At 65.5% G+C, this 24,444-nt stretch carries 23 protein-coding genes; 9 read left to right on the top strand and 14 right to left on the bottom strand.

Annotated elements, in window-relative coordinates:
• Nucleotides 1–15: 15 nt before the first annotated feature.
• Nucleotides 16–519: a hypothetical protein gene (locus ACYVB7_RS18060; RefSeq protein WP_460510043.1), complete on the bottom strand. Its 504-nt coding sequence runs from the start codon at nucleotides 517–519 to the stop codon at nucleotides 16–18.
• A gap of 260 nt (nucleotides 520–779) precedes the next feature.
• Here ACYVB7_RS18060 and ACYVB7_RS18055 point away from each other — a divergent pair, with 260 nt between their 5' ends.
• The gene (locus ACYVB7_RS18055) at nucleotides 780–1,706 is read left to right on the top strand and encodes a hypothetical protein (RefSeq protein ID WP_460510041.1); all 927 of its coding nucleotides are present in this window, start codon (nucleotides 780–782) and stop codon (nucleotides 1,704–1,706) included.
• A gap of 16 nt (nucleotides 1,707–1,722) precedes the next feature.
• Nucleotides 1,723–3,573: a hypothetical protein gene (locus tag ACYVB7_RS18050; RefSeq protein ID WP_460510039.1), complete on the top strand. Its 1,851-nt coding sequence runs from the start codon at nucleotides 1,723–1,725 to the stop codon at nucleotides 3,571–3,573.
• Between the two features lie 36 nt (nucleotides 3,574–3,609).
• On the opposite strand, the gene ACYVB7_RS18045 is transcribed toward ACYVB7_RS18050, so the two are convergent.
• A complete protein-coding gene (locus ACYVB7_RS18045) occupies nucleotides 3,610–4,800 on the bottom strand; it encodes a YopJ family acetyltransferase (protein WP_460510037.1) in 1,191 nt (396 codons plus the stop codon).
• 193 nt (nucleotides 4,801–4,993) lie between these two features.
• Here ACYVB7_RS18045 and xopX point away from each other — a divergent pair, with 193 nt between their 5' ends.
• Nucleotides 4,994–7,027: a XopX family type III secretion system effector gene (xopX, locus tag ACYVB7_RS18040; RefSeq protein WP_460510035.1), complete on the top strand. Its 2,034-nt coding sequence runs from the start codon at nucleotides 4,994–4,996 to the stop codon at nucleotides 7,025–7,027.
• A gap of 900 nt (nucleotides 7,028–7,927) precedes the next feature.
• On the top strand, nucleotides 7,928–8,659 hold the full coding sequence (locus tag ACYVB7_RS18035; RefSeq protein ID WP_460510033.1) for a winged helix-turn-helix domain-containing protein: 732 nt from the start codon (nucleotides 7,928–7,930) through the stop codon (nucleotides 8,657–8,659).
• A gap of 39 nt (nucleotides 8,660–8,698) precedes the next feature.
• On the opposite strand, the gene ACYVB7_RS18030 is transcribed toward ACYVB7_RS18035, so the two are convergent.
• The 10 genes from ACYVB7_RS18030 to ACYVB7_RS17985 all read right to left on the bottom strand — a co-directional run bounded on the left by ACYVB7_RS18030 (nucleotide 8,699) and on the right by ACYVB7_RS17985 (nucleotide 18,005).
• Nucleotides 8,699–9,154 (bottom strand): type III secretion system chaperone family protein, encoded by a 456-nt coding sequence (locus tag ACYVB7_RS18030; protein WP_460510031.1) that lies wholly within the window; start codon nucleotides 9,152–9,154, stop codon nucleotides 8,699–8,701.
• Nucleotides 9,151–10,077, bottom strand: coding sequence for a hypothetical protein (locus ACYVB7_RS18025; RefSeq protein ID WP_460510029.1), 927 nt, complete (start codon nucleotides 10,075–10,077; stop codon nucleotides 9,151–9,153). Before ACYVB7_RS18025 ends, ACYVB7_RS18030 begins: the two co-directional genes overlap by 4 nt.
• The gene (gene sctS / locus ACYVB7_RS18020) at nucleotides 10,074–10,334 is read right to left on the bottom strand and encodes a type III secretion system export apparatus subunit SctS (RefSeq protein ID WP_068175125.1); all 261 of its coding nucleotides are present in this window, start codon (nucleotides 10,332–10,334) and stop codon (nucleotides 10,074–10,076) included. The genes ACYVB7_RS18025 and sctS overlap by 4 nt, the downstream gene beginning before the upstream one ends.
• Nucleotides 10,335–10,340: 6 nt before the next feature.
• Nucleotides 10,341–10,949: a type III secretion system export apparatus subunit SctR gene (gene sctR, locus ACYVB7_RS18015; RefSeq protein ID WP_460510209.1), complete on the bottom strand. Its 609-nt coding sequence runs from the start codon at nucleotides 10,947–10,949 to the stop codon at nucleotides 10,341–10,343.
• A 50-nt stretch (nucleotides 10,950–10,999) separates the two neighbouring features.
• On the bottom strand, nucleotides 11,000–12,037 hold the full coding sequence (gene sctQ / locus ACYVB7_RS18010) for a type III secretion system cytoplasmic ring protein SctQ (RefSeq protein ID WP_460510026.1): 1,038 nt from the start codon (nucleotides 12,035–12,037) through the stop codon (nucleotides 11,000–11,002).
• The gene (locus tag ACYVB7_RS18005) at nucleotides 12,034–12,765 is read right to left on the bottom strand and encodes a type III secretion HpaP family protein (protein WP_460510024.1); all 732 of its coding nucleotides are present in this window, start codon (nucleotides 12,763–12,765) and stop codon (nucleotides 12,034–12,036) included. The genes sctQ and ACYVB7_RS18005 overlap by 4 nt, the downstream gene beginning before the upstream one ends.
• A 20-nt stretch (nucleotides 12,766–12,785) precedes the next feature.
• The gene (gene sctV / locus ACYVB7_RS18000; RefSeq protein ID WP_460510022.1) at nucleotides 12,786–14,840 is read right to left on the bottom strand and encodes a type III secretion system export apparatus subunit SctV; all 2,055 of its coding nucleotides are present in this window, start codon (nucleotides 14,838–14,840) and stop codon (nucleotides 12,786–12,788) included.
• A gap of 148 nt (nucleotides 14,841–14,988) precedes the next feature.
• Nucleotides 14,989–16,332 carry a hypothetical protein gene (locus ACYVB7_RS17995; protein ID WP_460510020.1) on the bottom strand — a complete coding sequence of 448 codons (1,344 nt, stop codon included), beginning with the start codon at nucleotides 16,330–16,332 and terminating at the stop codon, nucleotides 14,989–14,991.
• The gene (gene sctU, locus ACYVB7_RS17990) at nucleotides 16,329–17,396 is read right to left on the bottom strand and encodes an EscU/YscU/HrcU family type III secretion system export apparatus switch protein (protein ID WP_460510018.1); all 1,068 of its coding nucleotides are present in this window, start codon (nucleotides 17,394–17,396) and stop codon (nucleotides 16,329–16,331) included. The genes ACYVB7_RS17995 and sctU overlap by 4 nt, the downstream gene beginning before the upstream one ends.
• Before the next feature lie 12 nt (nucleotides 17,397–17,408).
• A complete protein-coding gene (locus ACYVB7_RS17985) occupies nucleotides 17,409–18,005 on the bottom strand; it encodes a GNAT family N-acetyltransferase (protein WP_460510016.1) in 597 nt (198 codons plus the stop codon).
• A 226-nt stretch (nucleotides 18,006–18,231) separates the two neighbouring features.
• Here ACYVB7_RS17985 and ACYVB7_RS17980 point away from each other — a divergent pair, with 226 nt between their 5' ends.
• From ACYVB7_RS17980 to ACYVB7_RS17970, 3 genes are all read left to right on the top strand, one after another.
• Nucleotides 18,232–19,392 (top strand): alpha/beta hydrolase family protein, encoded by a 1,161-nt coding sequence (locus tag ACYVB7_RS17980; protein WP_460510014.1) that lies wholly within the window; start codon nucleotides 18,232–18,234, stop codon nucleotides 19,390–19,392.
• A 431-nt stretch (nucleotides 19,393–19,823) separates the two neighbouring features.
• Nucleotides 19,824–20,225: a hypothetical protein gene (locus ACYVB7_RS17975; RefSeq protein WP_460510012.1), complete on the top strand. Its 402-nt coding sequence runs from the start codon at nucleotides 19,824–19,826 to the stop codon at nucleotides 20,223–20,225.
• A 25-nt stretch (nucleotides 20,226–20,250) separates the two neighbouring features.
• Complete coding sequence (locus tag ACYVB7_RS17970; protein ID WP_460510010.1) at nucleotides 20,251–20,628, top strand: hypothetical protein; 378 nt, start codon at nucleotides 20,251–20,253, stop codon at nucleotides 20,626–20,628.
• Between the two features lie 45 nt (nucleotides 20,629–20,673).
• On the opposite strand, the gene ACYVB7_RS17965 is transcribed toward ACYVB7_RS17970, so the two are convergent.
• Nucleotides 20,674–21,399: a hypothetical protein gene (locus ACYVB7_RS17965; protein WP_460510008.1), complete on the bottom strand. Its 726-nt coding sequence runs from the start codon at nucleotides 21,397–21,399 to the stop codon at nucleotides 20,674–20,676.
• 357 nt (nucleotides 21,400–21,756) lie between these two features.
• Here ACYVB7_RS17965 and ACYVB7_RS17960 point away from each other — a divergent pair, with 357 nt between their 5' ends.
• Both ACYVB7_RS17960 and xopG read left to right on the top strand, forming a co-directional pair.
• The gene (locus tag ACYVB7_RS17960; protein WP_460510006.1) at nucleotides 21,757–22,902 is read left to right on the top strand and encodes a hypothetical protein; all 1,146 of its coding nucleotides are present in this window, start codon (nucleotides 21,757–21,759) and stop codon (nucleotides 22,900–22,902) included.
• A gap of 179 nt (nucleotides 22,903–23,081) precedes the next feature.
• Nucleotides 23,082–23,723 (top strand): type III secretion system effector protein, encoded by a 642-nt coding sequence (gene xopG / locus ACYVB7_RS17955; RefSeq protein WP_460510004.1) that lies wholly within the window; start codon nucleotides 23,082–23,084, stop codon nucleotides 23,721–23,723.
• A gap of 109 nt (nucleotides 23,724–23,832) precedes the next feature.
• Here the strand turns inward: xopG and ACYVB7_RS17950 are convergent, their stop codons facing one another.
• Entirely contained in the window at nucleotides 23,833–24,369 is a 537-nt protein-coding gene (locus ACYVB7_RS17950; protein WP_460510002.1) for a hypothetical protein, read from the bottom strand.
• Nucleotides 24,370–24,444: the final 75 nt, after the last annotated feature.

Below are 24,444 nucleotides of genomic sequence, written 5' to 3'. Positions count from 1 at the left end.
CGCGTCCTTTCGGGGTCAGTTGCTCAGGCCTTGCGTCTGTCCAAGGCGCGGATCGTCCAACATCAGGGCGTGGACGATGGCCATGCCCACCCCGTTCACGAGGTCCAGGGCCGTGGCGGCATCCACAGGGTCGTTGATCCAGGCCAGCGATGTCAGCTGCAGCAAGCCCTCGGGCGAGGTGGTGAGAAACCACCCCAATTCACCCAGCACGATGGACTGCACCGCCAGCAGACGCTGCACATCCGACCCGGCAAGCTCCTGGGCCGACATGGGCAGCAGGGCTTCGGGGCGCACCGCAGGGGGGTCACCTTCCTGCAGGTGAACGCGACACGCCAACCCCGCCGGCCCGGTGAACAGGTGCGGCGCGATCAGGGCGTCTCCGTCCTGCGGAGAGAGTCCCAGCTGCAAGGCCAGCTGCGACATGAAATCGGCTTGCGCAATCGTCAGAGAACCCGACAGGGCGCTGTTCACCAGCGGACGGCGTGCATGCGCGGCAGTGGGCAGAGAAGTGGACATCATCATGTTGGTTCTGGATGGTCGTACCTGATGCCCGGCATGGTCCGCGCCAGTCGCCTGTCAAGACGCCCTCCAAACGCAGCGGTCGATGGGCATGCGAAGTTTTTGCGCCCCGTGTGCCATGCGGGAAACCCCTTGGCCTCACGGTTCGCTTTGCCGAAGACGCCTTCGCATTCGTTGGGCGCAACAACACCCGTGCCTCAACACTGCATGCACCGACATGCCGCCCGCGGCCAACCTCGCCTTTCCCCCAAGGAATGCACATGCCCCCTTCTTCTGCTGGCTCGCAGGGAGCCGAACACACCATGGTGGTGCAAGCCTGCCGACGTGATGCGGCACTGCTGCTGGGAGCCGATGCTTCGGTCGCCCAGCAATTCGGCGACAGTGGCATGGTGCTGATGGGCGACACCCCGCTGTCGCTTCAACCCCTGCACAGTGACCCGTCCGGACCGTGGATCGCGTTCACGCAAGCGAAGCGGCCCGCGGATGTGTCCGAAGACGCTTGGTGCGAAGCGCTGTTGCGGGCCACCCGCCATTGTTTGACGGTCACCCACGCCGCTTATGGCCTGACCGACCTGGGTGATGCGGTGCTCACATTGCGCACACCCGCCGGGCACGGCCATGCCGACTTGCTGGCCGCAGAAATGGCGGGCTTGCTGAACCTGCGCCAAGCCTTGTTGAATGGCATCAGCGCTTCGGGAACGCTTCGCCACACCCAACCACCCGCGGTCGTGACCGCAGCACCGGAGAACACAACCGAGTCGCCGAGCAGCAATGCACAGGAATTCGAGGCACCCGACGAGGTCCTGGCCTTGGTGCATTCCGCCTTGTTGCGCCTGGGCTTGCCCGCACCTCAGGCGCAGGCTGCGGTGCGCACCGGAGAACTCAGTCTGGAGGGCGTGAACCTCGGTCTGGCCTGCGGTGGAGACACCCCCACGCTGGTGGTCGTGGCCGATCTGGGGGCGCACGCTCTGGACACCGCGGACAAGCGCAAACAGGCGTTGCAAGCCAATGCGGGATTGATGGCCGCCGCCGGTGTGGCTGTTGCACGGGAACACGGCCTGGCGCATTTGATGGCGCGGTGTGATTTGACCGGACACCGTGCCGAGGTGTTGGCGAGTTGGCTCCGTCACTTCGCGCGGTTGGCGAAGTCCACGGCCAACCATGGCCCGGCGGCAACCCCTCACTGAATCGGAGTGTTGAACCATGACCCTTTCCAACATCTCTACCCAGCGCGTGGCCTCCCAGCGCATGGCCATTGAAGGTGCGCCAACCAGTCCCAGTGCGGCCACAGCGCCCCAACGCAGCCTCGACCCAGCTGATGGGATCCCGTCGCGCACCCCTTCGGCACGGTCGCAAGTGGACGACTCGGCCAATCAGCGTGCAAGGGTGTCGCTGCCCCATTCGCCCAGTGCGGTCTTGCGCGAGGACGACCGGGCGGCCATGCTGTCGGGAGACCGGTCCGAGCGCTCAGACAGTGCCCACTTTTCTGACATATCGGTGGCCATGGGGCGGACTGATTCCATCCTGGCGTCACTGTCGCGTCAAACCCCGAGCACTTCCAGGCCGCAATTGGCCCGCGAGTTGACGCTCACGGACCTGTTTGACCTGTCTTCGCGCAACGCCGCCATCACCGCATCCGTCCCGGATCGCCCTCGGTCCGAGGGGCAGCACTCCGGAGCCATCCGACTTGCCGTCCTGGACGAATCCGCCCCTCAGCGCAGCTGGCGTTCCGTGGCCAGTGCCATTGCACAAAGCGCCAAGAACCTGCCCTGGGCCAGTGTGGCCAGTGAGGCGACGTTGACGCTACGCTCGGTGTTGCCGCAAGTGGACATGCAAGCTGCCAAGCGCACGCTGGGGGCCATTGCCGGGCATGCTGCCCACCAAGCGGTGGCGGTGGGCATCCCCACGTTTGCTCGGGAGATGCTGGCGGCAGGGGTGATGCAAGCCCTGCACGCGGCCCCACCTGCGGTGGCGATGGGGTTGCAGGCCTCGGTGGGGGTGGCCAACCTGGCCATGCAGGTGATGCGCGAGGCCAGGGAGCGGCGCAACCCCGATGAAGCCGCGCGGGCCTACCACTCTCTGAGCCCCGAGCAGTGGGCGGCCCAGCCACCCGAACAGCAGGCGCGCATGCGCGAACACACCGCCAAGGTGTCTCGGGCCATCACGGTGAGCCAGGTGGCCTCCTCGATCACAAACTTTGCGCTGATGGCCTCCGCCTTTCAGGAGGAGGGACACCGTCCCGGCGCACGGGCCGATGCGCTCAAGCCTTTGGCCACCGAAATCAAGACGGGGGTGTACACCGCCATGCGCGATGCGGCCCAGGCCAGTTTCAGCATGGTGGGGTTTGAAGGTGACCAGATGCACGGCATCGCCGGTGCGCCACAAGCGGCTGCCGCAGCGACCTATGCGGGCGTGAACGTGGGCACCTCGTTGCTTTCGGACGCCATGATGGCGTCGCTTGTCCCCAATCGCTCGCAAGCCACCAACACGTTACTGGGCCGTCCCGCGGAACCCGGCACGCCCCCCATGAGCAATGCACAGGCATGGGGAACGGTCGCACAGGCCGCGGCGGTGAGCGCCTTCACCAACGTGGTGTCTGAAGCCACAGATTGGTTCCAGCGCACCCACTTCCATTTGAGTCAGAACGCGGTTCCGCCGCAGCAGCAATGGCAGCCCCGCATCACGGGGGACGATCTGGGGCGTGTCGCCGACCAGGGCGTGGCGCGTGCAGCCTTGGTCAATGGCATCAACTCCGCACTGGCCGCTACGGGGCGAGCCATGACGCAACTCGAAGTACCACCCGCCGTGCAGACCTTCGTTGGCAATGCGGGACTGGCGGCCATGTCGGCGCTGACGGACTCGCCCATCACCGGCATTTTTCAAGCACAAGCCGCGGTGCGAGCGGCCTCCCGGCCCACTGCTCCGGCCACTCCCGACGTGGAAAATCCCGCCGCGGGGGGGCATTCGGATCACCTGGGCCACAGCGGCCGATCCACCACACCGTCACAGGTGGCCGATTTGCCGTCCCGGGATCCGTCCATGCGCTTTTCCTGATGACGGTTGACCCCTCCCTGTGAGCTTGGGATGTGGTCAGTCCAGACCCGCCGTCAGGTGGGTCAGGGCTTGGCGCACCAGGTCGATGCGCTTGAGTTCATACGAGTTGCTGTAGCTGAGCAAGCGCCCGGGTTGTTTGCGGTCTGGGCGTGTGACCTCATGGGCGGCGTGGCGCTCCAGCAGGTTCTGGCCCTTTTTGTTGACGGGTGCCATGGCGTCGGGGCGCAGGCGTTGCCAGCCCGTGAAGCCTGCGTCTCTTTTGGCCTGTGCCGCACGTCGGCGACTGCTGCTGACCTGGATGTAGTGCTTCAGCTCGTCTTTGGATGTGGCGTGTTTGAACAGCGAGGGCGGCAAATTCCGTGGCGCGTCCAAATGGTTGACCCCGGCAGCCATGCGCCCCGTGAGCAGCCCGAACAGGGCCCGCTCATGCAAGGACTGGATGGCCGGATCGGTGGCCATTTTTTGGGCTGCGGCAATCGCAAAGATGTGGCAGCCCTCGGCACTTTTTTGCACGCCGGTGTCGGTCATGCCCAGGTGCAGCCGCACGGGCTTGGCACCGTCAGGCTGTCGGGCTTGCAGCGCCTCGGTCAGGGTGCGGAGTGTCGCTTGCCATGCCTGGCGCTTGCGCAACACGTCAAATGGCCCCCACCCCACACTGTCCACCAGCAGCAGGGACACGTCGTTTGTGTGGGCGCTGAAGCGCAGGCTGATGGCCGTGCCATGGTCTCCATCGGTGAGCACGCCTTGCCAGGCCTGCCCACTGCCCAAGCTGTCTTGCAGACGTTGTGCCAAGGACGATGCCAACAACTCGTCCTTGGGGGCCCCCAGCTCAAGCAGGTGGCGTTCCAGTTGAAGGCCCGGGTGCGCTGCGTTGACCCCCGCCAGCAGCTCGGGCAGGAACTGGGCATCCGCGGTGTCGGGGGTTCTGCCTTCGTCCAGGGCTTGCTCCAGGTCTTCGAGGTAGTCCATCAACTCGGGGTGATGCTCGGCGGCCACCTCTGGCCTGAAGGTGGTCGCCGACTGTGACGTGCTGGCACCCGGCAAGGTGGCACGCGGGGCCAAGGCCGTTGCGGGCGAAGCCCGCAGTGCCAAGCCCTCTGGCGCTGCGTCTGCACTGAGACGCCGACGCTGCGCCGGGGGCTGTACCTCGGCAGCGTCCGTGCGCCACGGGGTGGGCCGCGCCGCGTCTGTCGGACTCGGTGGAGACGAGGAACGCAAGGGAAACATGGTCGGGCATCTTGCGCGGGAAGCAGGCGGCTCAACCCTCCCCTTGCGAAGCCCTTGCCATCGGTGCGAAGCGTTGGCGGTTCGGACCGCTGTACGTCATTTCGTGCCCTTGCGGTGGCTGTTCAAGGAATGGCGAACCATGGCGGGTGCTCGTCACACCTCGGTCTCCACTGTTTTGACTTCAAGGGATCCCATGATTTCATCCACACCCGCACCCGCCCTGTCCACGCCCCCCCATCTTGAAGGCGGGGCAGTTTCTTCCGGATCGCATGAAACCGCCAGCCCCCCCGCGGCGGTGGACACGCACCCGCTGCACGGACGGCGTGCTGACGCGGCGGGCGGTTCGCCCGTTTCAGACTCCCTGCCGCCTCGCGGTGCCACGCCCGCGGTGTCTGCATCGTCGACGGACGCCAGCGGCATCACGGGTAGCCTTTGGCGGGCGGCCAGCAGTGCGAGCGCTGCGGTGCTTGGCGGACTCCAAGGTGCCCGGACGGTGGCCACGTCCACGGCACAGAACCTGTGGTCGCTCAGTGACCTGCGCACCATGCTGCAACCCCATGCCGACGACCCGGCGTTTTTGCTGCAGCTGCGCGGGCGCGACCCCGAAGCGCCTGCCGATTACACCTTTGCGCAATGCCGACAGCAGTTGCAAGACCTGCGCGCACTGGTGCAGGGCGGACATGGCATGGAGCCGCGGTTTCAAAAGACGGTGCTTCAAGACATTCAGACCATCGAACAGGCTCTGAATCCGCTGGAACACGGCACCTCCAGCGCCGGGCGCGCGGCAAAGGCGCTGGCCAACATGGTCAACCTGTGGCCCATGTTGGTGCCCAGCAAACTGCTGGCCAATCAGGCCAAAACCTTTGCCTACACGGTGGCGGCGGCCAGCAAGGCGGTGGTGAGCGTGGGGGGGGCAACGTTGCGGCCCACCGCCGACGGCTTGCCCTTCCCCTTGGCCGGCGGTGAACTGGGCCGACAGGCCGACGAGGTGCATTTCTATCCCGCCCTGCTCAATGCCATCTTCCTGTCCATCGAGATGTCGAAGAAGTACGGTTCCCCGGGCGTGCAACAGCACGCCCTGGCGGTTGAGCACAACAAGTTGGCCCATGCCGGTTTTGCCTTGGCAGCGGGAACCGCCCTGATTGCCCCTTTTGTGTGGAACAACGTCAAGAGCGGTGCCAACAAGGTGGTGGAGGCGGGTGTGCGCGCGGCGGCAAGCGGACTGGAGCGGGCGGGACTTGCCGGGCGTGCAGACACCATGCGACGCAGCATCACCCCCGGCGAAGTGGGCGAGGCGGTAAAGGCTGAGCTGTCGGGCCTGTGGCAACAGCTGGAGACCGGTCGCCTGGCCTTGCAGCAAGCTCGTTTGGACTTTTCCGATCCGGCATCGGGTCGCGAACTCACGCGCACGCTCAATTCGCAGTGCACCCACCTGCTGGAGTCGATTGCGCTGTGCACCGAACGCCTGGACAAGGCCTTTGGCATCAGCGCAGCCCAGGAGGCCGCAGGGACCGTGGTGCCACGGGATTCGGCCTCCAACCCCGACTTTGCATCCAAACTGGCTTTGACGATGTTTGCCACGGCCATCACCGCCTCCACGGTGTACCTGATCCAGCCCGACCCCATTGGCACGGTGGACCTGGCCGCCGACAGCGCCGTGGTCACGGCGGTGATGATGCAAAGCGCCTTGAACAAGCAGGCCACCCGCCAAGATGCCATGGAGCGGTTCAAGGGCATGGCTGCCACCAGCATGGTCATGGCGCTGGCGCTGTCGGCGGACAAGGTGTCCAAGAGGATGACCCCTCATGGTCTCGTCGAGGCCGACGCCACCGCCCCCTACTACGCGGCCCTGGTCATGACCATGATGGCCATGACCCTGCCCGGCCCCATTGCCCGCGGCGCGGAACTGGCCCTCAATTGGGGCGGGCGGCAAGTGGGCAAAGGTTTGCAACAGATTCGCAGCCTGGTCAGCGGGCCAGGGGGAGAGTCCCTGGGCACCGTGGAGCCTCGTTCCATTCAGGAGTTGCAGCAGCGTGTGGCAGAACTCCAGACCTTTCACACCCAGGAGCGCCCCAGCGAACAGCAAGCTGCGCTGGACAACCTGGTGGCGGACAGCCTGCGTCAAACGCTGGCCGAAGCGGGCAAAACCGCGAGCGGTCGAACACCTCCACGCCCATCCAGCGTGGTCATTGAGGACATCACCGAGTCCCAGGCGGCCCACGCCTGATTGTGCTCAAGGACGGTTGATGCTGGCCGATGAATGCAAGGGGAACGCCCTGGCATTCATCGGGCGTGGCGACACCGCTCCACAGAAAAGTCAAACAATATGGTCTTTCCTGCTTTGTTCGCCTGAATTGAATGCTACAAATTTGATAAATTGAATGACCTGCTCATGGTGAAGTGAGCTGGTCCGAATGGAAGGGTTTACTGAGGAGGGGTGGAAAAACAAATCCAGCTACCATATTTTCAGCAAGCAATGTCATTCATTAATTTATATCCCCCTTCATAAAAACAATTAATACACCGAAATCGGAAAAATTTCGATTGAATCATTGAAAGATTACTGATTCATTACACACAGCCAGAGGGGTCAGAGTTTCCTGAATTACCCTCGTCGGAATTGGACTACATTGAATCAGATTTTCCTTATTTTTGGAAATTCAAGCCCCGCATCCGTTCAGTCCAAACCAGCACCCGTGATCAGGCCGTTGCAAGAGGCGTCTGCCTCCGATAGATCGGTGCACTGGCTTCGCGCGTCGATCTCCGGCACGAGTATTTTTCCCATGACCAAGGGGTTCATGGAGGTGGGCAAGCACAGCTTCACCAACGCACGATCAGGGTTGATGCCATGTGGGCGGGAATGCATGCAAAGTCTGAATACCCAGTGCATTTCTGAATTGGAGAAAGTTCAGCCTCAGAACTTACTCGCTTGACATAATGCGCCTCATTGGGCAGTATCATTTCCATAAAAATAGACCCAAGAAAGACAAAAGGGGAGGACGCAATCGCATCGCCAGACTTTTGAAAGCAGGAGGCCAAAGTGAAAGTCATGACCTTATTTGCACGGCAAACAAAAGGGGCCGCCGTGTGCAGAGACCTGCAAGCCCAAGGCGTTGAGGTCCTCGCCATGCCATCCATCGGCACCCTGTTGCACAAACTCAAACAAGGGGACACCCAGGCCGTTGTCCTGGAAGACAACGCCACGCACCTGGCGGACTGGCTGTCCATGCTGCAGATGAAGGCGGGACACCAAGTGCCCGTGATCGTGGTGGGAGACGGTCAAGGGGTCGGCATGGCCGAGGCCCTGGCGTACGGCGCCACCGATTACGCAGAACACAACGGCAGCGTGTGCCAACTGCTGGCACGCTTGCGCGCCCGAGTGGGGTTGGCCCCCGTGCACTCCAACCAACGGGTGGACATCGGTCCGTTTTCGCTGGACCCCGCAACGTCCGCGGTCTTTCACGAGGGCGTGGAAGTCAGCCTCACCTCCCGTGAGTTCTCGCTGGCCTGGGTGTTGTTCACCAACGTGGGGCGGGTGGTGGGCATGTCGAGTTTGGCGGCCCGGGTCTGGGGCCGATCGAGCGAGGTGTGCAAACGCACGCTGGAACAACACATCTACCGTTTGCGTCGCAAGCTGTCGGTCAACGACATGGATTCCCGGATCCGCATCCAAACCGTCTACAGCGTGGGCTACCGCCTCGACCTGCGCAAGGAAAACCGCCCGGATTGGTCGATGTCCGACTTCGGTGTGGACGCGGCGGCGGCCGCGGATGCGCTCTTTGCATCCCGCATGGCACCCTCCGTGGCGCCGCCGCCACCGCCCAAGGCAGTGCCCATCCTGCCGGGACATCTCTGGTAAAGCCTGGCCCGGGTTCGGCATGGCCGGTTCTCTGGGTGCTCAAGCCCGTATCCAGAAGTAGTCACCCGCGCAGATGCCCACAAACATCTCGTCGGTGGCGTTGGAAATGTTGTCGCGCCAGTAGCGACCGTGTTCGACGTAGTGGGTCATGGTTTCAGCCAGCCAAGCCCCCGTGATCGAATCGCCCATGGGCACACGCACGATGAGGACGATGCCCCCGGTGTCCGCATTCACGCCAAGCTGGGCCTGGTCCTGGGCATAAACGCTCAGGTTGGCCTCCAGCAGCAGGCGAAAGATGCGCATCGTGCGCCCGGCCGTCACGATGCCGTAGTGGAAGTTGAGGTACATCGCCCCGGGGTCGTTCTGGAAGTTCGCCAGGTGCACCTCAAAGCCTTCGACCTCGATGCTGCCTCGTTGCAGCACACTGTCGGCATCGGGCAGGTCAATGACCTGACACAGTTCGCGCACCAGCGATTGATAACGTTCGAAGCTCATGGTGTGGCCGGAGGAACGGACGCCAACGTCAGCTGGCACGACAACTCGATGCGGTCGCACGCCTGCTGAATTTGCTCGGGCGTGCGGGGCCGATCGGCGTGGAGCAGCTTCAGCGGCAACAACAGGTTGAGGTTTTGCTGGGCCTCGTCGGGCAAGGTGCGGACCGGTCCCTGGCCGCCCCCCGGGGCTCGGTCAAGCAACAGCTGTTTGACGTGAGCCAACGTGGACAGGGGGCCGGGTGCCAGTTGGTGTTCGTGCACCGCCAGCAGGTAGGCTCGAACGGCTGCCAGTTGCAAACGCGTGGCCTGCGTTGGCACCCCGGGTGCACTGGGCGCTGCCGGGCGTTGGGCCAACATCTGGTTCACCAGGGCAAGCGCCAAGGCGTCGTGATGGACGGGAGCGCTCGCCACCTCGCCAGGCAACAGGGCTTGGGCTTGCAGCCCCGCCAAGGGCTGCGCGTCGGCGAAACCGGTTGCATCTTGCCCCGCAGGGCGTTCGCGCAGCCCCAGCTTCCACTGCATGGCCCGGTAGGGGGCCTGGGCTTCCCCGTCTCGCATGGGGTCGTTGGTGTCGTCGTGGGTGTGCGATCCCTCCATGTCCAAGCTGGCCGAAAGGGCCTGGTCTTGCCAGGCCGAAGACTCCGCCGATGGCCCCATGTTGGACAGGGCATCGTGGCTTGCGTCGTGCTCCAGCTCCAAAGACTGTGCGCCTGGAGGCCGAGGTGGCCGTCGCCGCAAGGGTGGCGGCCGCCGCGCAGCAGGCGGCGCAGGTGCCCGCCCCAGCCGGAACACGTAGCCCCCAAACTGCCCGCGGTGCACCGAGCCGCCCTGCCCCCCCGACTTTTGGGTGTGCAACAGGGCCTCGTGCCGCCGAACGTCGGCGGCAGCCTGGGACGACGAAGTGGGGCGAATCCGGGTGTTCACAGGAACATGGCCGCCAACAGGTTCTCGGCGAAACGCAGCAGGGTGGAACCGGCCCACGGCGCACAAATGGCCACCACCACGGTCACGGACAGCAGCTTGATGCCCTGGGAAATGCTGGAGTCCTGCAAGGACGTCACCGCCTGCACAAAGGAGATCAGCAGGCCCACGATGGCCGACACCGCCACCGCAGGCAGCGACAGCAGGAGGCACATCATGAGCGCTTCAGAGGTGAGTCGGATGACGTTTTCGTAATGCATGGTCGGTCAGCGGTAGGTGAGCACCAGGCCATGGATGAGCTTGGACCACCCATCCAGCACCACAAACAACAACAACTTGAACGGAATGGCCACGTTGGTCGGCGTGACCTGTGACAAGCCCATGGCCAGCAGCACGTTGGCGATGACCAGGTCGATCACGATGAACGCGAGGTACAGCAAAAAGCCGATGCGAAAGGCCGCCGTCAACTCGGTCAGCAGGAACGCGGGGGCGAGCACCAGCAGGTCGTCCTTCTTCAGCTTGGCGGCACGCTCGGGGGGCCAGATGGCCATGGCCGACTTCAGGAAGAACGCCTTTTCAGCCGAATCGGCATGTTTTTCGAGGAAGCGGCGCAAGGGCTCGCGCGCGGCATCGGCGGCTCCGATGATCTGCTGCGCGTTGGACTGTGCCGAGCCGGGGGATGTGATGCGCATTTGCTCCGAGGCTTCCATCAACACCGGGGCCATGACGTAACACGACACGATCATGGCCACGCCGTTGAGCACCATGTTGGGCGGCACCTGTTGCACGCCAATGGCGTTGCGCAGCAAGCCCAGCACCACGGCGATCTTGGTGTACGACGTCACCACCATGGCCGCAAACGGCAGCACCGCCATCGCGGCCAGCACCAGAAACAACGAGACTGGATCGGCACTGGGCAGCGGCATCATGACGCCACCCCCATTTGAACGATGCGCACGCCCAGCTGTTCTCCCACGGCCACCAGTTGGCCGATCCCCAGGGTCTGCCCGTGACACACCAACCGCACGGAAGCGTCCAGCACCCCCACATCCAGCTCGATCACCGAGCCCACCCCCAGACTGGCCAGCTCGCCCAGGCTGACGCGGGCGCTGTCGATCTCGAACGCCACCGGCACCTGCAGGCGGTCCAGGTCCGGCGGCTGCCGCGCCCATTCGGCAGCGGGGGGGGCATCGTCTTCGATGATGCGGGGTTCCGCGACCACGCTGGCGCGGGGTTGGTGGAGGTCGATGTCTGCGGTGGCTTGCATGATGATTCCCGTTCCAAACTTCAATGTCGCCTGCCAATGTGTGTCCGAGCGATGGGCCACACCGTTCAACACCACATCCCCCACCGACAGCGCCTGCAATCGGTGGCGGGGCAGGGTCCGCTCAAACAGCGTGATGCGCATGGGCACGCGCAGCGTGCGAAGCTCACCCAACTCCGGCGTCACGGCGTGGGCCAGCACGCTCCCCATGTGGGCTGCCAACCGGGGTTCCAGCCGCAGCAGGTTCACCTCGGCATCTGGGTGCCCGACACAAGGCAGGTGAATGCGGGTGGTGGGGTTGGCCGTGTTTCGGCTGACGGAGCGCACCTGCGCCCCTGGCCACAGCGCGGACAAGCGATGCAGAAGCGGGGCCAGCAAGGCATGGGTCACCTCGCACGCCAAGGCGGGATCGTCCAAGCCTGCGGCCAACTGCAACGCGGGCCAAGGTGCGGGATCCATCGCCAGCTGAGCCTCACCGTGGGCGCACGCCAGCGCCAACACCAGCTGTTCGCGGCTTGCGTGTCCGGGGTACACCTGGACACCTTCCAGACCGACGCACTGCGCCAACCAGCGGGGCCAACGACGGTCAAATCCCACCCGCGTGGCCCGCGCAACCTCAGGGGGCACCGACGGCAGGTGGCGTGCCACGCTGTCAACCTGCACAGCACGGGCAGCAGTCGATGCGGATGGGCCGTTCATGTCACCTCGATGTCAATTCCATGGGGCAGCTGGGGCAAACGCTCCAGCTGTTCAAGCAACTTGTGCCGATGGGTGGAGACTAAGTGGTGGGAATGCGGCGACTGGGTGATGAAGCGAAGCGACAACCAGTGTTGCGAAAGACTCAGGCGCAGGTCGGTTTCGGGCAGCACCGCGGGATCCATGGGCAGGGTGACGGTCCAGTTCACGAACGACGGCGCGGCGCGTGCGCACAAGGCCGCAATGGTCTGGGCCATCTGCTCGGGCCAGGGATCCTGGGTCACGTCCACGCCCCCCCCGGCAGTCACCCGGGCGGCCTCCGCAGGGGCGTCGGTGTGTTGCGCCGCCGCGGAGGTGTGAAGCGTGCGCGCCGCCACCGGGTCCAAGCCCAGGCCGTCTTCGCCCGCCACAAGGTCGGGCACGGTCGGCCACTCGGGCACGGCCTCAGCATCCATCAACCGGGCCGCTTGGAGGCCCTGCGTGTGCGCGGAGACGGTGCCCTGCCCCTCGGGCCGGTGAACCGAGCCGGAGGCAGACAGCGATGAGGGCGGCGATGACAGCGGGAGCGGCGGCGTGTCTCCGCGGCGGGACGTCCCCGACAAGGTGCGACGAAACCGATCGGCCGATTGAAGCGCCGCAACCTGCGCCGCGCCGCGGGGGGCCTGTTGCAGCTGGGCAATTTCCGCCGCGGTCAGGACGCGGAGCGGGCGACGGCCTTCGGTGCGTGTCATGGTGTGCGGCGCCTGTCGGATCAGCCCGTCACACGCCCGATGGGCCGCAGTTCAATCAGGCTGCCCAGTTCCTGGAAGGAGTACACGCGCAGCCAGTCCAGGCGGGCCTCGATCATCTTGCGCACATAACGCCGGATATCCATGGACGTGACCAGCGCCACCCCTTTCGCAGGATCGCCCGCGATGGCGGCAATGCGGTCGGTCAGTGCCATGGCGTTTTCCGGGGGCATGGCCAGGTAATTGCCTGCGGGCGTGGGTTTGATGCACTGGCGAATGGCCTGCTCGATGCCGGGGTCCAACAGAATGGCCCCCAGCTGGCCACTGCCCGCCGAGGCCTCAAATGCCAGGTAGCGCCCCAGGTCGCCGCGCACGTACTCGGTGAGCAGCAGCATGTCCTTTTCCTTGGGGCCCCAGGCAATGAGGCTCTCGAAAATGCTGCGGATGTTGCGGATGGGCACCTGCTCCTCCAGCAGCCGTCGCATCACCTCGGCAATGCGTTGCAGCGGCAGGATTTTTTGCACCTCGGCCACCAGGCCCGGGTACTCGGCCACCACGCGGTCGATCACCCACTGCACCTCCTGCACCCCCATGAACATGTGGGCATGGCGGCGCAGCACGTCAAACACCTGGGCGGCGATCACGTGCTCCAGGTCCAGACAGGCCTGACCCCGCTGGGCGTCGGGCACAGCGGCCGGTGGCAACCACAGGGACTCGGCCATGCCCAGGATGGCCCCGTGCCGTTCGGCGCCGCTGGCCAAGGGGGATTGGGGGTCGGTCACCAGCAGCATGCGCCCGGGCACCTCGTGGCGGCTGGTGGGCACGTCGTTCAGCAGCACGTCAAAGCTGTGCCCCTCCAAGTCGCCCGACACCCACATGGCCGCCCCGGGAAAGGGCAGGCCCAAATGCGCTTGCAGCTTGCTGCGCTCCGATTCCAGGGCCACGTCCAGCCGGTCGGCCTCCAGCAGGTCGCCCAGTGGGCGCGACATGCGGATGGCCAGCGGCTTGGCAAAGTGCGGCGGCTGCAGCAGGATGGCCGGGGCATCGCCCTTGCCCCCTTCGCGCTGCAAGGCGCTGATGGGTTTGGAGATGACGTTGGCCTCTTCCTTGCGGCGGGCACGGCCCAGCATGTGCGCGGTGGCGGCCAAGGCCACGGCCAAGGCAATGAACTGCACCACCGGGAAGCCGGGCACCAGGGCAAACGCCAGGGTCAGGGTGGCGGCGAGGTACATGGCCCGCGGGGTGCGTGTCAGCTGGGCGCTGATTTCCTGCCCCAGGGAACGGGGCTTCTTTTCGTGTTCGTCGGCCACGCGGGTGATGAGCACACCCGCGGCCACGCAGATGAACAGCGAAGGGATCTGCGACACCATGGCGTCACCGATGGACAGCACGGCAAACCGGGTGGAGGCCTCGCCCGCCGTCATGCCGTGGTACAGCACGCCCACCACGATCCCGGCCAGGATGTTGACCAGGGTGATGATGAGCCCGGCAATGGCATCGCCTTTCACGAACTTCATGGCCCCGTCCATGCCCCCGTGCATCTGGCTTTCCATGGCCAGCAAGGAGCGTTTGCGGCGGGCTTCGTCACCCGTCATGAGACCGGCACGCAAGTCGGCGTCGATGCTCATCTGCTTGCCGGGCATGGCGTCCAGGGTGAACCGTGCACCCACTTCGGCCACGCGCTCCGACCCCTTGGAGATCACGATGAACTGCACCACCGAAATGATGATGAACACCACGATGCCCACCACCAGGTTGCCCCCCACCACCAGGTTGCCGAAGCTTTCGATCACGTGACCGGCATCGGCATGCAGCAAGATGGCCTTGGTGGACGCGATGTTGAGCGACAGCCGGAACAGCGTGGTGAACAACAGCAGCGACGGAAAGGTGGACAGCGACACCGCGTTGGGGATGAACAGCGTGGTCATCAGCAACAGCACGCTGGCGGCGATGTTGATGGCCAGCAGAGAGTCGATCAGCGCCGTGGGCAGCGGCAGGATCATCAGGGCAACGATGGCCACGATGAGGCCCGCCATCGTGAGGTCGTTGCCCAGGGTGGGGCTGAGGCGAATGGCCATGCGGGTCTCCAGCTGAAGGCAATGGGTGTTCGGGGAACGCTCCCCAGGGAATGAGGTCAATCTAGGGTCCGGGGCCCGACCCTGCTGCACCCAGGCGAAGCCCCATCCCGGGAAGCGAAGCCACGCCGTGTGTCGCCCCTGACGGGCCTCAGGCCTTGCCGGTCAGCACCGGCTTCCAGTGGCGGGCCAGGTCATCCTGGATGTCCATCAGCGCCCGCCGTTGCTGGGTTTTGCCGGCCTGGCAAAACGCCAGGTCGAAGCGGGGGCCGATGCGTTCACGCGCCTGTTGGGCCTGCTCGCGCAGCCGCGCCGCATCGGCGGGGCCGATGTCGTCCACACGCGCAATGGGCAGCACCGGCCTGGGGGGATACCCCAGCATGGGCTCCGGCAAACGGTCCTGGTACAGCAGCGAGGCCCCGATCACCGCCTCCGCCAGCGGCTGTCGGGCCTTGCTCGGGGCGGCCATGGCCGACATCCACACATCCGGGTCGGGCACCTTGGACCAGATCTGCAGCATCGCCTGGCTCACCTGGTACACCGCGTCGCTGGCCCCCGAAAAGACGGCCGCATGCAGCACTTCGCGCCCCACCGCCTTCTCCAGCTCGGCGGCGGCCTGCGTCCAGGTCTTGCCATCGGGCAGACGGGACAGGTCGTACACGCCCAGCTTGGTGGCCCAGTGCCCAGGCAGCTGATCGGCCAGGTGCTCGGTGATGCCCTCGTCGATCTTGACGGCGTCCGGGCTTTTCTCAATGGCCCGCAGGAAGTTCGGGTGGGTGTGGCAGTGGATGAACTCGTGGTTGACCACATGCTGTGGATCGGCCAGCGAGGTGTAGGCCGCGATGTGCATTTGCTCGGGCTGCATCCGGTGGTTGCGGCCCAACTGCCCGTAGTTCCCCGCAATGTGGGCCAGGTTCCAGCTGATTTCCGGGGTCACCCGGTCGCAGGCGGCATGGGCGGGAAAGTGGTCGCCATAGGCGGCTTGCACTTGCGCACGACCCTGGTCCAGGGTGTGCTGGGTGGTTCGGGCGCCAAACGTGGCCGCCCCGATGGTGGTGGCCACCGGGTGAAAGAGGTAGTCGGTGGGGTTGCGCACGGCACGGTAGCCCGCAGACACCGCCACCGCGCCCACCCACAGTTTGGCCATGGCGGCCAAGGCATGGGCCGCATACCCGCCCGCCACCACCGCGCCCGAGGCCAGGCGGCCCATGAAGTCCGTGGCCGCTTCTGGCGGGGGCGGGGGTGCCCCCACGCCTTCACGGGCGGGCGCACTGGGACGCCGCTGGCGCAATTCACCCAGCGCCGCACGCGGAGGCAAGCCCCCATCCGCCGACGCAGCGCTGCGTGGGGCCAGGGCCGGGTCGCCTGCCGGAGGCGTTTGACGCGCTGGTTCGTTGGTCACGCGGCCCGCCCCCTCCGCGGGGTCGGCATGGGGAGCCATGCCGCGGGCAGAGGAGGTGGCCGAACCGGAGGGAATGGCGGTGAGCGAGGTCATGGTGAAGCGCTTGATTCGGTGGACAGTGATTTCAAGTAGCCCACCCAGCGCAGCACTGCGGCCACCGACTCGAAGAGTTCTTCGGGCACCGGGTCGTCCAGGTTGAGCTTGTGCAGGGCACGGGCCAGGGGCGGGTTGCCCACGATGGGCACGCCCGACTGCTCGGCAATGGCGCGGATGCGCATGGCCTGCGCGTCCATGCCCTTGGCCACGATGATGGGCAGCGCCGTCTCGCCCGGCTCGTAGCGCAAGGCCACCGCGTAGTGCGTGGGGTTGGTCACCACCACGGAGGCCCCGGGCACGCGTTTTTCGGGCGGGCTGCTGGCGATTTCATGGGCCAACTGCTTGCGCTGGCCCTTGAGCTGCGGATCGCCTTCGCTTTCCTTGTGCTCGCGCTTGACGTCGTCCTTGGACATCTTCTGATCGCGCTTGAACAGCCACAGCTGCAGGCCGAAATCCACCGGGCCCACCACGATGAACACCACACTGCCCGCGGCCAGCAGCTTGATGATGGTTTTCCACGCCATCATGCCCACGCCCAGCGGGTCGAAGTACGTGGCCCCCACCAGCAGGGGCACCATGCCCTTGATCATCACCCACAGCACCGCGGCCAGCGCGATGGCTTTGACCACCATCTTCAGGAAGTCGATGAACGAGCGCACCGAGAACAGCTTTTTCAAGCCTTCGGCGGGGTTGAGCTTGTCGAACTTGGGGCTCACGGGGTCGAACGAGATGTTCACCCCCACTTGAGCAAACGCGGCCAAGGCCCCCAGCGCCACCGAGGCCAGCACCACGGGGGCCACCGTGCCCACGGCGCTTTTGAGGGTGTCGGCCATCAACGCCAGCAAGGTGTCGTTGTCGTGGACCTGCAGCCCTTGCAGCAAGGCCTGCTCCAGGGTTTGCGAGATGCGGTCGAACATGGTCTCGGCCATCACCATCAGCACCACCATCAGGCCCACCACACTCACCGCCGCATTCACGTCCTGGCTTTTGGGGCTTTGCCCCTTCTTGCGGGCGTCGTCGAGCTTCTTCTTGGTGGGCTCTTCGGTCTTTTCACCGGACATGGTGTGGCCCCGTCAAAGCTGCCGCCCCACGATCAGCATGTCGCGCCCCATGCCCTCGGCCCAAACCACGCCGGGCAGCGCCCCCCAAGGGCCGAAGCCGCATTGGGCAAACAAGCGGCGACTGCCCATGTTGTCGTGCCAGATGAAGGCCATGAGCCGGTCGATGCCCCAGTGCGGTGCTTCCCGAAAGGCGTGCTCCAGCAGGGTCCGGCCCACACCCTGGCGCTGCCAGCCGCTGGCCACGTAGACAGCCACCTCGGCTGCATAACTGCATGCGGGCCGGTCCGAGAAGCCCAGCAGGCTCAGCCAGCCCACGGCCTTGCCCTCGGTGTGGGCCACCCACAAGGGGCGGCTGTTCTGTCGGTGGGCGTTGATCCAGCCCACCATGAGTTCGGGTGTGAGGCGCTGGAGCCGACTGCTGGCCAACAAACGCCCCCCGATGCGGGTGTTGGCATCCGCATGGGTAGGCGCTCCCGGTGGGAGCGATTCGTTGTAGATGCGGGCCACGATGGAGGCATCGAAGGGCGTGGCCTGCCGCACGTTCAACGCGGTGTTGGCGGGCAAGTCCGCCCAGGGAATGGGGGCGATGTCGGTGGAGGTGTTCAGCATGGTGGAGGAACCTGTGTGGGTGATGTGCTGAACCTCAATCTACGCACACCCCCCAGCTGCCGCAGGCCGCACACGAAGCCGACGTTGATGCGGCGAAACACGCTGACGGCGTGGCCATGCCCCGCACATGCCGCCCGCGGCCAACGGCCAACGACCTTTCGTTTTCGGGCTGGCTGCTTCGCCCCCAGGGCCTTGGTGCACAGGGGGCTGGGCATGCTCGTCCACCGTGTCCATCCAATCGCTCCCCTCCGCACGAAGCCACGCCAGCACACCGGGGGTGCTGCCGTCCGCGCTGCCCCGTGCTCACCCGGACCCGGTCGCACCGTTGGCCTTGACCCGCGCCCCGCAACGCCCGCTGGACGCGGGCGGTGAACTGGCCCCGGTGCGCGTGCGTTTGCCACCGCCTTTGACGCTCGATGCACCGAGCCCTCCCGCGGCGTCTGCCGAAGGCGATGCCGCCAAACCCCTGGCCATCAAGGCCCAGGTGGAGGACGTGCTGGCCCAGTTGCCCAAGTGGCGGCAGCAACAACCCGCCCTGGCGCAGCAGATGGAGGAGCTTGCCCCCGTCTTCCACCACGCGCTGCTGGCCCGCGACGTGTACGCCGACCAACCCTCCGCGACCCTGTTGCCCGAGGGGTACACACGTTTGTCCGGCCACGAACTGGCGGCGCTCAACCTGAGCGACAAAGACCTGGCGGACCCCAGCACCGGCTACTTTGCCGCCGTGTACAAAACGCCCGACGACCGGTATGTGCTGGCCAACCGCGGCACCACCAGCGGCGACATGGCCGCCAAGGACTGGAAAACCAACCTCCAGCAAGGTGCAGGCCACCGCGCCCGCCAGTACGACCAGGCCATCCGCACGGCGCTCAAGATCACCGAGGCGGTGCCGGGGCAGGTGGCGTTTGTGGGGCACTCCAAGGGCGGCGGCCTGGCCCAGGCCCAGGCGCTGGCCACCCACAGCAAGGCGGTGGTGTTCAATGCCGCCGCAGTTCACCCCAAAACCCTGGAGCGCCATGGCGCACACAACCAGCATGCCAACGGCCTGATTCGCGCCTACAACGTCAGCGGCGAGGTGTTGAGCCGCTTGCAGGACAAGACCCCGCCCTTTGTGCCGTCGGTTCAAGGGGGGCGTTACGTGCTGTCTGCCGTGAAATCCCCCGACGCCAAACCCGAGGGCCTGGACTGGAAGGGCGAGATGGGGCGCCTGAGTGCGCTCAAACACACGGTGGACCTGCACAGCATGGACAGCGTGATCGAGTCGCTGGGCTGGCAGTTCAACAACCTCAAGCGCGACGCCCAGGCCAGCCCCGCTGCCGCGCTGGCGGGGGCTGACCGCTCCAGCACTCCAAAACCTCAAGAAAAAACAGCCTCCACCGCTTTATAAAAAAGCGTAAGCAGCTATCAATTAAATAGCATTACGCCAGCCAACAAAGATCCGCTGGCCACCTGCGCCAGCGTGCCCGCCACCACAAGCGAAGGCGGATGCGCTTCGCTTGCACCCGCACCGCTTCGGGTGACGCACCCGCCACCAGGGTCAACTGCCCGAGCATGGGAGCCTCTACCAACCCATTCCCCGCATGATGAACAGCAAAGAAGCCTGTCCACGGTTCTTGCCCCCGTCCACCCGGACGAGCCGCAGCTGCTGGCACGCGTGGCTGCCTCGCAGCCCGGCAGTTTGGCGGATGGCCCGGCGCTGACGGATGCCGACGGCACCTGCTTGCTCTCGGTGCGGGAGAAGGTGCGCCACGATTAACAACGGCGCTGCTCCGCACGGCCGGGATCCTGGCCTTCACAAAAATTTCCAGGGAAGGAAACGTGTTCAAGGACAGTCTTGCATTCAGCCGAACCGACATCTTCACGCCGGTGAACGGCGCGTCGGGCGGCGACGTGGGCCACGGGGATTCGCACCGCAGCCCGGCGCCCGCACCCACGCCGTCGGAGGCGAAGGGACTGAACCCGGAGCTGGTGCGTCGCTTTCACGCGCTGATCGAGGAAGTGACTGGCGAGCTGATGCGGGATCCCGACCAGGACCACGAGAGCTGTCGTGCGGACGCGATCGCGCTGCTGATCTCGACCTGCGAGCACGTCGAGAGCTCCCCCGAGCCCGGAGAGAGCCCGCTGAAATACCTGCTGCTCGAAGAGCAGCGCAAGGCAGTTGTTGCGCAGGGAAACAAGATCGGGACACCCGACGACTCGTTCACCTTCTTGAGAGCATGAGGAGATTGGCATGTCGATCAATGGCATGAGGTTCCCGCCGAGCATCGCAACGTTCCAGCCGGTGCCCACCGCGGGCGAAGCCGCGAGGGCGAAGAGCCAGGCGCCCACCCCGGGTGCGCGCGACGCGCTGCAGGGCGATTTGCCCCACAGGCCCCCGCGCGACCACGAGGGTGCGATCCCGCCCCGGGTGGCGCTGGCGATGTTGGCGTCCATCCAGGCCACCACGGGGGGTAAGCCGACCACGCCTGAGGCGATTGCCGCCAAGGTGCGCCAACAAGTGGGGGCCGGCGAGGTGCTGCTGCGCAGGCCGCACAGCGCCGCTGCCCTGCAAGCCGCGCTGCTGACCGCAGCGCGGGGCTTGACGGCGCTGGACAAGGAGTCCCAGCGCCCGATGGCCAAGTGATCACGCCTGGGCGTCGGGCCGCCGGTGATGCCGTTGAGGTGCCGCTCAACAGCCTTCGGTCGTGCCCGGGCCGACGGCCGGGGGCACGTCAGGCGCCAAGATGCCGTAGCTGGGTTGGTTGAGCAGTTGATCGAAGGCCTGCAGCACCTGGCCCGCGACCTCGATGCTCGTCGCCGCCGCGACCGGTTTTCCCATCGAGCGGGCCACGCCGACCAGCTCGATGAACAGCGACTGTTCGGGCCAGTCGGCGGCGCGGCGCCGCGCTTCGTCGAGGAAGTCGCCACGCAGGTTGGGCGGCACGCTGCTGTAGGCCACCTGGCTCACGTCTTCGTTTTCCAACCTTTTGCGCACGATGTCCTCAGCGCCGCGGGTCAAGGACAAGAGAGCGTCGTAACGGGACAAGCCCTTCAGCGCATGGTCGGCCACCTCGGCCAGCCAGCCTGCCTGCACCGCGTCGAACTGCCACCGCGTGTCGTTGGCCACGGAACCGCAGTACGAGTCTTCGCGCAGATGGGCGACGGTGCGCATCCAGCCGTCCATGATCACGTCGTCGTTGCGCAGACGGGCGTCGCTGCCGATGGCCTCGGCCCAGGCATGGTCCATGAAGGCGCGCACTGCCTCGGCCTGTGCGGTGGTCAGTGGCGAGACGTCAATGCCGGGTGTCTGCGGTGTGCCGCTGAACGATGGCGGCTGAGTCTCGCTCATGGGCTGAAGGGACAGCGGCTTGTCGTCCAGCACAAGCTGGCCAGTGACGCCGAACCGCCGGGCCACGGCGTGGTCAGCGCCAGGCCACAGGGCGGTATCGCGGCGCCAGGCGTGAAGCGCAGCCAGGCCATGGTCGTCGACGAGTGCTTGACTTCGGGAAGGCGCTCGCATCTTCGCGCAAACTGCAATGGATGAGCGCAGCCGCGCTACTGTTGGCCCTCTCTCTGTTGACAAAAGATCATCATGGGACAGTGCCTCTCGGCCGCATCACTCCACCGCCGCACGCATTCCGACGCCCCCACGAGCGGTGGCGACACCCGGCCGGAAGAGAGGCCAAACCAGCCTGCACGTGCGGTGGTGCAACCCCCTGCAGGCTTGTCCGCGCGCGCAAACCAGGCTTCGGATCCAAGGCCTGGCGGCTTCATGTCGCCGCGGGCCGTCTTGCGGTGGCCAAATGGCGAGGCATCGCAGGGTCGGCTGGAAGTCGGCACGTCGGGCGGGCTTCACTTCCTGGTAGACGGGGTCCACGGTCCGCTCGCACGCCGCTGCGAGAAATCGGACCGCCTGGAACGCCGCCTGGTCGCCCCTGGGCCGATCCCTGTCAGCCGGGTGCCTGCGGGTGCGCACCAAGCGCCGGCGCATGTCGAGCCCGCGTTGTTGCGCACCGTGTCTGGAGTCCGTCCCGAAGACCTCCAGGTACTGGCCGGCGCCGCCGGCACGCTGGACCACGGCGTCCCCATCCGGGAGAAGTGGCGGCTGTCCAAGGTCATTCAAGGCGCATTGCGTCACCTCGAGGCGGCCTGCACCGATCAGGTCGCGGTGCGGCGTGCTCGCGAGGCGCTGGAACGGCCCTTCACCCTTGTCAAGCTGGCTCACATGTCGCCGCACGCCTATCTGTGCAGCACCGTTGACGTGGAATCGGGGGGAGAGGTCGATCTTGCCGGCAGGCTCGCGCACTTGGAGGATGGGGCACACCTGCTGCTGAGGGTCACCCAGCAGGGCGAGCACGGCGGACACGCCTTGGCGATTTCCGCCACCCGGCTTTCACGGGCCGAGGTCCGGGTGAGCGTTTTCAATCCGAGCGGCTGGGAGGATCCCCACGACGCGGCGATCGGAAAGATCATGCGATTGGAAGATGCCTGCGAAGCATTGACGGCACTGCGCCACAGCGTCGTCAGCCTGCCCGTCGAGATGAGGGGCGAAGCCGACGAGGCTTGGCGCGACCCGTGGGTGGGCATGCCACTGGCAACCTGGCTGGGCGCCGCAGGCACGACCCCGGACTGGAATCCCTCCGCGCAGCGGATGACGCCACAGAAACACTCGGACTGCAGCATCGAAGTGGAGTTCGCATGGTTGGCCAGCGTCCTGCCCGAAGCCGACTACAAGCTGGCCAAGGCGAACGTGCTGAGTACCTTCCTGCACGCCAGCACGCCAAACGATGGCGACGGCCAGGTGCAGCAGCGCTTGCGGGAGCGTGTCACCTCAAGCCTGAGCGGGTACGCGATGGCGGCCGCAGTGAACGGTGGACATTCCCCGCGCCCGCTCGGCAGCGATGATCCCAGCGGGTGAGCCTGCGAACGGCCATGGCCGTGAAGGCGCTTCGCTTCCTTCAATGGAACTTCGCGAAGGCGACTTGATGGGGACGCGTCCCGCCGAAACTGGCTCCGCCGCGCACGGTCTCGCAGTGTCGGCAGCCGAGTCGCCCCCCGCGACACGGTCAACCCTCGTGTTTATCAAGAAGCCCAAACATGCACAGATTCCCGGCCATCCAGATCGGAGCCCACACCTCACCCAACTTCGAACGCGACGTCGTTGAAGCGCTGAACACCATCGAGTCCGCGCCAAGCGGACGGCGTCTTTTGCAGAGCATCGAGGGTCTGGCGACTCGCGAGAAGAAGGTCACCATCTCGGAAGCACAAGGTGGCCAGGCTCCGGTGGCGAGGCCCCGCCTCACCGCGTCGCAGATCGAGAAACAGCTGAGCAGCCATCCGACTCAGGAAGAGTTCAACCGGGTCCTCGCGAAGAACGCGTCGGGCAGCGGGATGCTGAAGAAGCTGGGGACGGCGTCGGAGATACCGTGGAACAAGCAAACGGCAGAACCGAACCTGGACAGCCAAGGCAGGCCCATTGTCGGCGCCAATCCCGAGCACGCGTTCATCACCCTGGCTCATGAACTCGTGCATGCCAAGCATCACCTGGCCGGAACGTTGAAGCACGACGTGGCCGTGACAGCAGATCCCTCGTGCGCGCGCACCGAGTCGGGCAAAGAGGAGTTGCGAGCCGTGGGGCTGGGCAAGTACGCGCGCAGCGGTGAACCGAACGAGAACGCGATCCGGTCGGAGCTCAACATGCCCCTGCGGAACACCTATTCTCGAGCCGGCAACTGGTGAACGCGCACACGGGGCCACGCTGGCCAGGCACTCCTGCAGCGGGCCTCGGCCAGACGGTTCGTGTCGGGCTCCACCGCGAACGAACACGTTGGGCCGCAGTGAGAGCCCTTTACACGTAGTGGGCCCCGTACTTTTCGATGAACGCCATCATGTTTTCGTTGACGTTGCAGTTCTTCTCGTTGTGCTTGAGCTTGAGCTTGTTCATGATGCTCAACTCCTGTACTCCCTGGCCTGTCCAGGGGTCAACGGCGGCTCCTTTCGGGAACATCTCGCAAGGGTCGATCACCGCGTAGTTGTGGCTCAACGCGCTGTTGCTGAATATCTTGAAGTCGTCGATGCCCAACTTGTGCTTCAAGTGAAGTCCAACCTCAAGGGCTTGCATGTCGCAGTTTGAGAACCCCTGCTGACGGCACATCTGCAACGCCCGCCCGAGTTGTTCGGGTGTCATCTCGATCGGGGAGACGAGCCCTCCCATGCCGTCACCGTTGATGGCTTGCTGGAGTTCAGCAAGCTGCATCAAGGTGCCCGAAGGAAACACGCTTTTTGCAGCATCGGTGTATTGCTGCGCACGTGCGAGCGTCATCACGGACTGGGTGAACCGCCCCGGGTTTTGAGGAGGCTCCAACTCTTGAGAAGATGGAGCCATGAACAAGTCACCGAAGTTCTCCCCAGAAGTCCGCGAGCGCGCTGTGCGCATGGTGCAGGAGCACCGAGCCGACTA

Source organism: Hydrogenophaga soli (assembly GCF_054777695.1).
Note: the sequence above shows the minus strand (reverse complement) of the source record. Positions and strands in the feature narration are given on the sequence as shown.